We start from the raw sequence: 11,265 nt of genomic DNA, 5'->3' as shown, positions 1-11,265 counted from the left end.
GATAACACAAAGCGTTTAGTTAACCAAAATGTTCATGATTTAAATAAAAATAATCGGAATAATCCAAGCATTCTATGCATTAAATGAATTACCGTTCATATTTTATATATAAAAGAAGCAATTCACTCCAGAAAGCAGGAGGTTATCGCATGAATGCCGAGCACAGTCAAGGACTTAATGCCATTTCGCAACCCGGTGAATTCACAGAGCTTGACCGTTTCATGTTCGAGTCGTGGGGTTATTTGATCATTCCTAATGTATTATCCGCTGACCAAGCACAGCAATGTTTGGAGGCATCTATTCGCCTGCATGAGAGAGAAGGGACAACTGGATGGGCTCAGGTTGGCCGAGGATTTGAAAGCGAACCCACGCTGGATCAGTTGATTGATCACCCTGCGGTGCTCCCAAAAGTGAGAGCATTATATGGCGATCGTTTTATTCTTCAATCCGCTTGGTGCACGAAGCAGCCGGCATTTGGAGGAGCAGGCGGCTGGCATCAGGATGGCTCAGGAGCTTACGATTTTAATCAACTAGCTTATCCGATTCCTCTGCTGCAGCTGCGCGCTTCCTATTTGCTCACTGACCAATCGCTGCCTAGGATGGGCAACATGGAGATGATTCCAGGAAGCCATAGAGCCCAAGTTCCACTCCCGGCAGACATTCGCCGCGACAAAGGTGACTTGCCTGTAGGACATGTCATTTGTGCACCCGCCGGCTCTGTATTGCTCTTCCATAACGCGGTTTGGCATCGTACATATTTTCATGATGGAGATTACGACCGTTATACCGCACATTACATTTATAGTCCGCCTTGGGTTCGATTCTCCGATCGCTTTGCAAACAACAAGGACTATTTGGAGCGTACAACGCCTATGCGCCGTTATTTAGCAGGAGAATATGAGCGGCCAGACGCGCCATTTGGCGCCGGGTACCCCGCAACGGCTTTTAAAGATTAGCAATTCGCCGCTTAAGCAAATATTTGAATAATGGAGGGATTTTCGAATGTTAAATGTCGCGATGATTAGCAAATGGCATGTTCATGCTGATGGATATGCAAAACACCTGCAATCACTTGGAAACGTAAACATAACAGCAGTTTGGGATGAAATAACGGAGAGAGGGCGAACGTGGGCAGCAGAGCTCGGAGCTGATTTTGAATCTGATCTGGATACGCTGCTTCAAAGGGCAGATGTAGACGCTGTTGTCATCGATGCTCCTACCAGCATGCACGCAGAAGTCATGGTTGCAGCTGCCCAAGCTGGAAAACATATTTTCACAGAAAAATCAATGGCACTTACAGTAGCCGAATGCGACAAAATTACGGCTGCTGTACAAAAATCCGGCGTGAAGTTTTGTATATCTTTTCCCGCTCGAACAAGGCCTCACCATTTATTCGCTAAACAGCTTCTGGATGATGGGCTGCTTGGCGCCGTTACGCTGCTGCGTATCCGAAATGGTCACGACGGAGCATTAAACAATTGGCTGCCTGAATACTGGTACGATGAGAAACAGGCAGGCGGCGGAGCTATGATGGATCTTGGTTGCCATCCGATGTATTTGGCAAGCTGGCTGCTTGGTGAGCCAAGACGAATTACTTCCATGTTTAATTATTTTACAGGCCGGGCTGTTGAAGATAATGCACAATGTTCGATTGAGTTTGCTAACAACGCGGTTGCACTGCTGGAGACCAGCCTTGTTACATACTCAACGCCTTCTGCGTTTGAACTATATGGAACGGAAGGGACACTGATCATATCCGGGGAAGATGTTAAATTTGCGTCCAAACATACAGATTCACCGCTCCAAGGCTGGATTTCACCTCGTCAGCTTCCTAAGGAGCAGCCGCTTCCACTAACACAATGGGTAGATGGCATTCTGAACGACAAGCCGATGCCATTTGGACTCGAGGACGGAACAAAGCTGACGGAACTTCTTGAAACGGCATATATCGCTCATCGCGAGAGAAGAACGGTAGATTTTAAACGGCAAGGAGGAAATTAATGAGATGCGAACAGTAAAGGTAGGTATTATCGGATGCGGTATGATTGCAGGCGGCAAACATATGCCAAGCTTAGCCAAGGTGGGTAATGTAGAGATGGTCGCATTCTGCGATCTAATCGAAGAAAGAGCGCGCGAAGCTGCTGAGCAGTATGGAGTTCCCGGCGCGAAGATTTTTACCGATTATAAGCAGCTATTAGCCATGGAGGATATTGAAGTCATTCATGTATTGACGCCAAATATTTCGCATGCTGTCATTTCAATCGATGCCATGGAAGCAGGCAAACACGTTATGTGTGAGAAACCGATGGCAAAGACCAGTGCCGAAGCGAAAGCGATGTACGAAGCTCATGTTAGAACCGGTAAGAAGCTGACAGTTGGCTACCAGAACCGAAGCAAAGCTCAGTCGCTGCTGTTAAAAAAAATGATCGAGAATGATGAGCTTGGCGAGATCTATTATGCCAAAGCGGTTGCAACAAGGCGTAGAGGGGTTCCGACATGGGGAGTATTTCTGGATAAAGAGAAACAAGGCGGCGGACCTTTGATCGATATTGGTACCCATTCACTGGATCTCATCCTATGGCTGATGAACAATTATGAGCCTCACAGTGTAGTAGGCAGTGTGTTCCAGAAGCTGAAGGATACAGAAAATGCAGCTAATGAATGGGGATCATGGGACCCAGCGCAGTTTGAAGTAGAAGATTCCGCTTTTGGTTATGTAAAATTCAAAAATGGTGCTGTCGTTTCAATTGAAACCAGCTGGGCACTTAATATCGCCAAATCTGAAGGCTCGTATTTGTGCGGTACGAAGGGCGGTGCTGATTTTCACGAAGGTCTGCGCATTAACGGCGAGAGGGACGGCAGCTTATTTCTAAATGTCATCGACGTGAAAGCAACCGAGAGAGAGCAATTCCATGGAGAAAACATGACTGATTTTGAGTATGAAGCCAAGCAGTGGATCAGCAGTATTGTGAACGACACCGATCCGCTCGTTAAGCCTGAAGAGGCGATGGTGGTATCGGCTATTCTGGAAGCGGTATACTTATCAGCCGAAACCGGCAAAACGATCTACTTCGATTAAAGGCTGCTCATGTACACGAGTAATAGACGGATTATACTGTGAATTACAATAAAGGACGGTATCCTGAGGTCATAAGACTTCTGGATATCGTCCTTTTAAATTGGTATGTCATATATTTAAGATGAAGACTTAGTGCTTTTTGCAGAGCTGAGGTGATCAATTTGATCCTCAAGTACTTTGCCGGCTCTCTCTAGAAACAGTGTAATCAGTTCCAGCTCAGCATCTGTATAGGAGGAAGCCAGCTTCACCATCTCGTTGTGAAGGGGAATATACGTATTGCTGACATCTTCTTTCTGTTCATATAGCGGAACAATAATCACTTTGCGACGGTCATTGGGATCGTTTTGCCTGCGTACGTAACCGAATTTTTCAAGGCGGTCAATTAATGCTGTCACACTTCCAGTAGCAAGACCAGTTAATTTGGACAACTCACCGGCTGTGATCGGACCTTTTTCACGTAAAATATCCACAGATAAAAAATCATTATTATATAAGCCGAGAGCAGCAGCTACATTTTGTTGGTACAAAACGGTTCGGCTTCCTAGTCCGCGCATACGGGCGACGAATTGTTCTTGCTGATCGGTCGCTTGCACTTGTTGCTCGCTTGACAAAGGACAAACCTCCTTTTAAGATATGGTTATCTCAGATTTCGAGATACTTTGTTATAAAGATATTAGATGAAATGAATTTAATCAAGTTCATTCTATCGAATTCATTCGTAATTTGCAAAAACTATAGTCATGATGGCTAAACAATTTTAACCCCTATTTGAGATCGGAATGCTACAAGACATAGAATAATTAATTATTATGAGGAGGATTTTTATGAAAGATACCATTTTTATTAAAGGTGCACGTGAAAACAACCTGAAAAATGTTTCCCTTTCAATTCCAAAGTACAAGCTGGTCGTTCTTACAGGTCCATCAGGATCTGGAAAATCAACTTTGGCAATGGATACACTTCAAAGAGAATGCCAAAGGCAGTATTTGGACTCCATGGGCATGACTTCGGATTCAATAGGGAAGCCGAAGGTTGAGTCTATCGAAGGATTGTCACCGTCCATCAGCGTTGGACAGCATGTTACCAATCGAAATCCACGCTCAACAGTCGGAACAGTAACCGATATCTATACGTTTGTAAGGTTTATCTTCTCGCGACTAGGCGAGCGGATTTGCCCTTCTTGCAGCGGTCACATAGCTCCTTCATTTGAGCCCATAGGTGCAATCGCCGATGAAGATGAGGAAATGGATCGTCAAATGATAGGTTGTCCTCACTGCGGAGCAGCGCTTGAACAGCTAGGAATGTCACACTTTTCCTTCAATAAGCCAGAAGGAGCCTGTGGAGCTTGCAGTGGGCTTGGGCATGTGGCAAGCATTAATGAAGCAGCCGTTTTCAATTCGGAGCTCAGTCTGCGCGATGGAGGAGTGGCTTCTCTGAACGGGGTTCATCGCGATATTCAAATTCGTATTTTGATGGCGGCAGGAAAGCATTACGGCTTTACATTTGATCCGGATCAGCCTTTAAAGGATTTCGGAGAGGTACAGCGCGATTTGTTATATTATGGTGTCGAGAGTGAAGCCTTCAAGCGGCATTATCCAAATGTGAAGCCTGTCCAAGGTACAAAATTCGAAGGTGTCATCCCTGGTTTATGGCGGCGATACAAAGAAAAAGAAGGGGAAACAGGCGCATCGGAAAAAGAGGGAAGTTTTTTTCATGAACAGCTTTGTCCGGAATGCCTAGGCGCACGCCTTAAGAAAGAGGTTCGTCTTATTCAAGTAGCCGGCTCAACCATCTCCGATGTATCGGAATGGTCGCTCAGTGATGTATTTAAGTGGACCGAGGAATTACAAGAGTTGATCCCGCCTGAAGGTCATTATCTGCTCGAGCCTATTTTGCATGATATGCCTACTAGGCTAAAACGAATCATTGATGTTGGCCTAGGCTATCTTTCCCTGAATCGGCAAACCGTTTCATTATCAGGCGGCGAAGCACAGCGGCTGCGGCTCGCATCGCTGCTCGGTTCTGGCCTCACCGGGGTACTTTATATTTTGGATGAACCGACCACAGGTCTTCATCCCCGTGATACATCCGGTCTCATACGAGTACTTCAGCAGCTTCGTGATTTAGGCAATACAGTACTCGTAATCGAGCACGATGTTGAGATGATGCGTGCTGCTGACCATATCATCGATATAGGTCCAGGGGCTGGTTTGCACGGAGGAACCGTCGTAGGCGAAGGAAGTCTGGAGGATTTAATGTCCAGTAAGCTTTCGGTTACAGGCGCTTATTTGAGAGAAGAGAATGGCTCAACTCCTCTACGCGTACGCAGAACAGGCAACGGTCAGTTTATTACAATCGAGCAGGCTAAACTCCGCAATGTTGAGATTCCGACTGTGTCAATCCCGCTTGGCTGTCTCGTTTCCGTTACAGGAGTATCTGGCTCCGGTAAATCTACGCTTGTGTTTGATATCCTTGCAAAAGGAAGTCAGAAGGAATTGGAGCGGATAGGGTGCAAGGAAATAACGGGCTTGGAGCATGTCGGAAATGTCGTTATATTTGACCAGACACCAATGGGAAGAGTTCAGCGCTCCAACGTAGCAACATATACGGATGTGTTTACGCAGCTGCGCCAGTTGTTCGCTGGTTTACCTGAAGCTAAAAAAAGAAAACTGACAACCAAACATTTCTCATTTAACACCTCTGGTGGTCGTTGTGAGACATGTCAGGGGCTAGGTGTGCTTTCCGTTGATATGAACTTCCTGCCTGATCTGGAGGTAAAGTGTCCAGACTGCAAAGGAAAAAGATTTACGGATGAAGTTTTGAAAGTTCAGTATGATGGTTACTCAATATCGGATTTGCTGAATATATCTGTGCAAGAAAGCCTAGCTATTCTCAAAAAAGAAACTAAAATAACAGGAATAATCGAGATGCTTTGTGAAGTCGGACTAGGCTACTTGAAATGGGGGCAATCGGTCAAAACGTTATCTGGCGGCGAAGGACAGCGGATCAGACTGGCGAAAGAGCTGAGCAAGCCTTCAAAGAACCATACACTCTATCTGCTTGATGAACCGACGACAGGCCTCCATCCATCTGACATTAAGCAGCTCCATACTTTACTCAGCAAGCTGGTTGATACAGGCAATACGGTAATCGTTGTTGAGCATAGTCTGGAACTGATACGAGAATCCGATTGGGTTATCGATATCGGCCCAGAAGGGGGCGCAGCCGGCGGCAAATTAGTTGCAGAAGGCACTCCTGAGCGTGTAGCGGAAGTCGCAGAGTCGTATACGGGTATGTTTTTAAAAGAAATGTTGGCTTAAGGGCATTGATTATAGCTTGCCAATTTATCTTTGAATCAATACGTATTGCAGGTACTGTCATGCTGACAGTACTTTTTTTGTTAACTATTCTATAAGGAAACGAATCATCAATTACTGTTTTAATAAATAACTAATTTATGGTAAATTACAGTAGTAAAACATTAAAACCAAAGGAGGAGATCGCCGTTTCTAATGCTCTAAATAATCATAATGAATATCCAATGGTAATCATTCCAGCTGGAGAAATTGAATTAAGAGATGACCGGACGAAGCGAATATGGAAGTCTGAAATAAAAACCTTTTATCTTTCACCTTATCCCGTAACGATGGAATTGTATTTAGCTGTAACCAAAAAATCTCCTCTTTCTTTGAGTAGTAATCAAAGACCAGTGGTCAATATCTCTTGGAATGAAGCCATCTATTTTTGTAATTTACTATCCCTGAATGCTGGATTAACGGAGTGTTATTCATTCAGTCAGGATGGAGATCATATTGAATGTGATTGGGAATCTGATGGCTATCGCCTTCCGACAGAGGCAGAGTGGCAATACGCGTGTAAAGCAGGAACAGCTGGCTACCAATACGGAGAGATTGATAAAATCGCTTGGTACAATGGAAATTCGGGAGACAGCATTCATGAAGTAGGTAAAAAAGAACCCAACGCATGGGGCTTATATGATATGTTAGGAAACGTTTGGGAATGGTGCTGGGATTTATATGATGAGCAGGTATATGGCTCATATCGCATTTTTCGAGGCGGCAGCTGGGCTGAAGAAGCGAGAGGCTGCGGAGCTACTTGTCGTCGTCGCAGTCATCCGTCATTTTGTATTGACGACCTTGGGTTTCGCCTTGCCAAATCATGTTAACGAGTTGATAATAACCGCGGAGGTATAGACCTCGGCGGTTATTTCTAATTACTATATAGCTATTTGCTATTCATAAGCTCACGCAGCGCATCTGCAAATTTGGAGATTCCTAAACCAATTTCAGCTTCTTTTGCTCGAGCAAAAGTAAATCTTACAAATCCAGAATCCGATCCGTACACACTTCCAGGAACAAAAACAATCCCTCGTTTAATGGACTCCTCCAGCAGCTTTCCATCGTGAACATCCGGAACTAGCTTACACCAAAGATGAAGTCCACCTTGTGGAGCAGTGAACGTAACCAATCCCGGAAGTTCCTTCTGCAATGCTTCAATAAGTAAATCTCGTTTATATTGGAGCTGCATTCGCAAGCGGTCTAGATGAGGTTCAAAGTAATTGGACTTCAAAAATTGTGCCGCTACCTGCTGCGGTATAACGCTAAGTCCAAAATCCATTTGCTGCCTTGCGTCAGCAAGTCTCTCCACAATGGAGTTAGGGGCAACCATCCAACCAATTCGCATGCCAGATGCAGCTATTTTGGAAAAAGAACCGATATAGAGGACAGACCCAATTGAATCCATTGATTTCAGCGGTGAAGGCGGTGAACCTTCATAGTCCGTTAAGCTAAACGGGTCATCCTCGACAATAGGCAGCGCCAACTCGCTTGCAACGTCAAGCAGCTGTTTGCGACGTTCAGCACCGAACACTGTACCTGTTGGGTTCTGATAGTTGGGGTTCATGAACACCATTTTGATCCGATGTTTTTTGTATAAGGCTCGAATGTCCTCAGGACATACCCCTTGATTGTCTACAGGAAGTCGGAACAACCTAAGCCCCGCTGATTGAAACATAGGCAGAGAATAGCAGTAGGAAGGATCTTCAATTGCAACCGCGTCGCCAGGCGACAGCAAACACTGGGTTATTAAATATAACGATTGCTGAGATCCCGATGTGATCAAAATCGATGATTCCGTTGTCTTAATACCCCGATGTTGATCAAGATAGGATACCAACGCTTGTCTAAGCGGAATATACCCTTGTGGATTATCATAACCCAAATATGAAGTGTATTTATTCTCGCTCATCAACGTTGTAATTTCATCATTAGGAGCCAAATCAGCCGACAGCTCGCCGCTAGCAAAATCGATGAGAGAGGGGTTTTGATTGAGCGCTTCACGAATTCTCCGCATAAAGGGCAAGTTAGGTAGAAAGCTGCCGCCTTCAGCGTACCGACTCCAATTTGGCGTATGCTTGGGAGTGGCTCCCCATTTTGTTTTGGATACACGCGTTCCACTGCCTGTCTGACTTTCAATAATCCCCATCGATCGAAGCTCGGCAAACGCCAAAATGACAGTACTGCGGTTGACGCCCAGTTGTTCAGCCAGTTTTCTCTCAGATGGAAGCAAGCTGCCAGGAGGGAATTCACCGTAGGAAATCCGTCTTTCTAGATGATCGGTAATTTGTTTATATATAGGAATTTTACTTTTCCTCTCAAGTTCCCACATCAAGTTCACATCCCTTGCTTGTAAATAAAACATTATAGTCATGATTATCATACCACTGATTTTCAAACTGAAAGAGGCTGTTTTCAACCTAACTATGACAGTTAAATGAAGAATTGGATGGTAGTAATTCATCCGATTTGGATGGTTCGTTTTTTCGCTTTTTATTTTATGATAAACGTTAATTCACATTTCAATGAATTGCACGTATTAGGGATCAAAAATATACTGCTAACATATAGGGGGAAATCATATGCAAGTACCTATCGGCGTATGGATCGTATCTTTTATAATCGTAGCCATTCTTTCATGGATTACATTCTGGATCACGAACAAAGCGTATTCAAGACGTTGGGAAGATCATGATGACAGCAACCTAAATAATTAAACGAAAAAGTCTGAGTTAAAACAACAAATAGCACAGGAAGTGGAAATCAGTAACGACAAGGGCATTGTTGTTACTGTTTTTTTTGTGTTCATCTGCGTTATTTCTTAAGATAATTAATAAAAGGTCTAGATTTATTTATTACTTGCATTTTGCAAACAATTACGTTATAAATAAATCAAGAGGTGAAACAAGTGGAGAACACAAGAGAGATGTTTCAAATGATGACTCGCCGGTTTGGGCTTCTGCATAAAAATTGTTGCACAGCGGGTGGAGTGGATATCTCATTAATTCAAAGCCATATTATTTATGAGATCGATCGAAAACATAATCCATCGATTCAGCAGGTGGCGGATTCACTATCCATAGATATCACGACGTTTAGCCGCCAAGTTCAAAGTCTTGTGAAGTTAGGATTGGTGAAGAAAACACAACTTCCTGAAGACCGGAGAATCAATATTTTAACGTTAACGACGGAAGGCAAGTACATTTCAACAGTCATTGATGGTCAAATGAATGACTATTTAAAAGAGGTCTTTTCGCATATGTCTGAATTTGAACAAGACATGGTCATAAACTCGATAAAATTGCTTAACGACAGCATGGCAAAATCGAAAGTATGTTGTACAACACTGGGATAATTATTTATCCCTTTAAAAATCATTAATACTTGCATTTTGCAAATAAAATAGAGGAGGAAATAAGATGATGAAAAGTATTCCTGTTAACCAAATTAACTGCTGTGAGGTAAATGATAACGCAAAAAGCAATTTGCCAATTGTAATTATAGGAGCTGGACCGATAGGTCTTGCGGCAGCTGCACATTTAAGTTTAAAAGGAGAGTCATTTTTACTTTTAGAAGCTGGTTGCGATATCGGAGCAAATATTAAAAAATGGGAGCATGTAAGACTCTTTTCCCCATGGGAATATAACATCGATAAGGCAGCTAAACATTTGTTGCTTTTGACCGACTGGATCGCACCACAAAATACGGATATTCCAACTGGGAAAGAACTCGTAGAACAATATTTAAAGCCTCTGTCAGCGCTCTCTGAAATAAATCCATCTATTCATTTGAATATGAAAGTGACTGCCATTAGCCGTAAGGGTTTAAGTAAAGTCAAAACGAATGGTCGTGATGATTTGCCTTTTGCCATTCACGCCACCCAAAATGGCAGCCACCATCTTTTTGAAGCAAGAGCGGTTATTGATGCTACGGGAACATGGTCAAATCCAAACCCGCTTCGTACGGATGGTGTGTTCTTAATAGAAGAAAAAGCGCTTAGCAATCAAATATATTATGGCATCCCAGATTTGCTCGGAAAGGATGAAGAACGTTACCGCGGAAAAAAAGTCCTTGTCGTTGGAAGCGGTCATTCCGCTATTAATACACTTTTGGAACTTGGCGAACTTCAAAAGCAAACTAATGAGACTGAAATTGTATGGGCAATACGAAAACATAATCTTGAGGATGTTTATGGCGGACGTGAGTTAGATGGATTACCGGCTAGGGGTGAACTCGGAAAACGAATTCAAAAATTAGTTGAATCGGGAATCTTGAATGTGATGACCTCGTTTTATATTGAAGAATTAAAACAGAGCAACGGGAAAATTCATGTTATCGGTACGGTTGGATCAGAGAAAGCTTTTATTGACGGTGTCGACGAGATCGTATGCAACACGGGCTCACGTCCTGATTTATCATTTGTCCGTGAAGTAAGAGTGATGACGGACCCGAGTCTTGAAAGTGCATATGAGTTAGCGCCACTAATCGATCCAAACGTTCATAGCTGCGGTACAGTTAGACCTCATGGTGAACTCGAATTACGTCAACCTGAAAAAGATTTTTACATTGTTGGTGCCAAAAGCTATGGAAGAGCACCCACCTTCTTAATGGCAACCGGCTATGAGCAAGTTAGATCGATTGTAGCCGCTTTATTGGGGGATATGGAGTCTGCTCGTAAAGTAGAGCTGGAATTGCCGGAGACAGGTGTTTGTAGCATTGGTGTCGGCGGCGGAGACAGTTGCTGTGGACCAGATCAAAAGTAGAAATAATATACGATGTTCCAGCAAGTAATTTGCCAAGTATTCTAGAAGTACCGAAATGTTTCCGTCT

At 43.6% G+C, this 11,265-nt stretch carries 10 protein-coding genes; 8 read left to right on the top strand and 2 right to left on the bottom strand.

The features are described from left to right. The first annotated feature begins 149 nt into the window (after window positions 1-149). From AC0VYE_RS17190 to AC0VYE_RS17180, 3 genes are read left to right on the top strand one after another with little or no spacing between them, the layout of a single operon-like run. Window positions 150-956, top strand: a complete 807-nt coding sequence (locus tag AC0VYE_RS17190; protein WP_076266004.1) for a phytanoyl-CoA dioxygenase family protein — start codon at window positions 150-152, stop codon at window positions 954-956. Between the two features lie 46 nt (window positions 957-1,002). Beyond that, complete coding sequence (locus tag AC0VYE_RS17185; protein ID WP_076266005.1) at window positions 1,003-2,001, top strand: Gfo/Idh/MocA family protein; 999 nt, start codon at window positions 1,003-1,005, stop codon at window positions 1,999-2,001. Between the two features lie 4 nt (window positions 2,002-2,005). Continuing rightward, window positions 2,006-3,079: a Gfo/Idh/MocA family protein gene (locus tag AC0VYE_RS17180; RefSeq protein ID WP_475442360.1), complete on the top strand. Its 1,074-nt coding sequence runs from the start codon at window positions 2,006-2,008 to the stop codon at window positions 3,077-3,079. 116 nt (window positions 3,080-3,195) lie between these two features. Here the strand turns inward: AC0VYE_RS17180 and AC0VYE_RS17175 are convergent, their stop codons facing one another. Further along, window positions 3,196-3,633 (bottom strand): MarR family transcriptional regulator, encoded by a 438-nt coding sequence (locus AC0VYE_RS17175; RefSeq protein WP_076266137.1) that lies wholly within the window; start codon window positions 3,631-3,633, stop codon window positions 3,196-3,198. Window positions 3,634-3,903: 270 nt separating this feature from the next. Between AC0VYE_RS17175 and uvrA the strand changes: the two genes are divergently transcribed. Together uvrA and AC0VYE_RS17165 are read left to right on the top strand one after the other, a co-directional pair. After that, window positions 3,904-6,399, top strand: a complete 2,496-nt coding sequence (gene uvrA, locus AC0VYE_RS17170) for an excinuclease ABC subunit UvrA (protein WP_475442359.1) — start codon at window positions 3,904-3,906, stop codon at window positions 6,397-6,399. A 221-nt stretch (window positions 6,400-6,620) separates the two neighbouring features. Then, the gene (locus AC0VYE_RS17165) at window positions 6,621-7,265 is read left to right on the top strand and encodes a formylglycine-generating enzyme family protein (protein ID WP_475449610.1); all 645 of its coding nucleotides are present in this window, start codon (window positions 6,621-6,623) and stop codon (window positions 7,263-7,265) included. Between the two features lie 59 nt (window positions 7,266-7,324). On the opposite strand, the gene pdxR is transcribed toward AC0VYE_RS17165, so the two are convergent. Next, a complete protein-coding gene (pdxR, locus tag AC0VYE_RS17160; protein ID WP_475442358.1) occupies window positions 7,325-8,767 on the bottom strand; it encodes a MocR-like pyridoxine biosynthesis transcription factor PdxR in 1,443 nt (480 codons plus the stop codon). Window positions 8,768-9,017: 250 nt separating this feature from the next. Between pdxR and AC0VYE_RS17155 the strand changes: the two genes are divergently transcribed. From AC0VYE_RS17155 to AC0VYE_RS17145, 3 genes are all read left to right on the top strand, one after another. Next, entirely contained in the window at window positions 9,018-9,152 is a 135-nt protein-coding gene (locus AC0VYE_RS17155; protein WP_256710766.1) for a hypothetical protein, read from the top strand. Window positions 9,153-9,343: 191 nt separating this feature from the next. Then, window positions 9,344-9,790, top strand: a complete 447-nt coding sequence (locus AC0VYE_RS17150) for a MarR family winged helix-turn-helix transcriptional regulator (protein ID WP_475442357.1) — start codon at window positions 9,344-9,346, stop codon at window positions 9,788-9,790. 67 nt (window positions 9,791-9,857) lie between these two features. Continuing rightward, the gene (locus AC0VYE_RS17145) at window positions 9,858-11,198 is read left to right on the top strand and encodes an NAD(P)-binding domain-containing protein (protein ID WP_475449608.1); all 1,341 of its coding nucleotides are present in this window, start codon (window positions 9,858-9,860) and stop codon (window positions 11,196-11,198) included. Window positions 11,199-11,265 lie beyond the last annotated feature (67 nt).

This window comes from Pristimantibacillus sp. Z349TD_6 (genome assembly GCF_056173205.1).
Note: the sequence above shows the minus strand (reverse complement) of the source record. Positions and strands in the feature narration are given on the sequence as shown.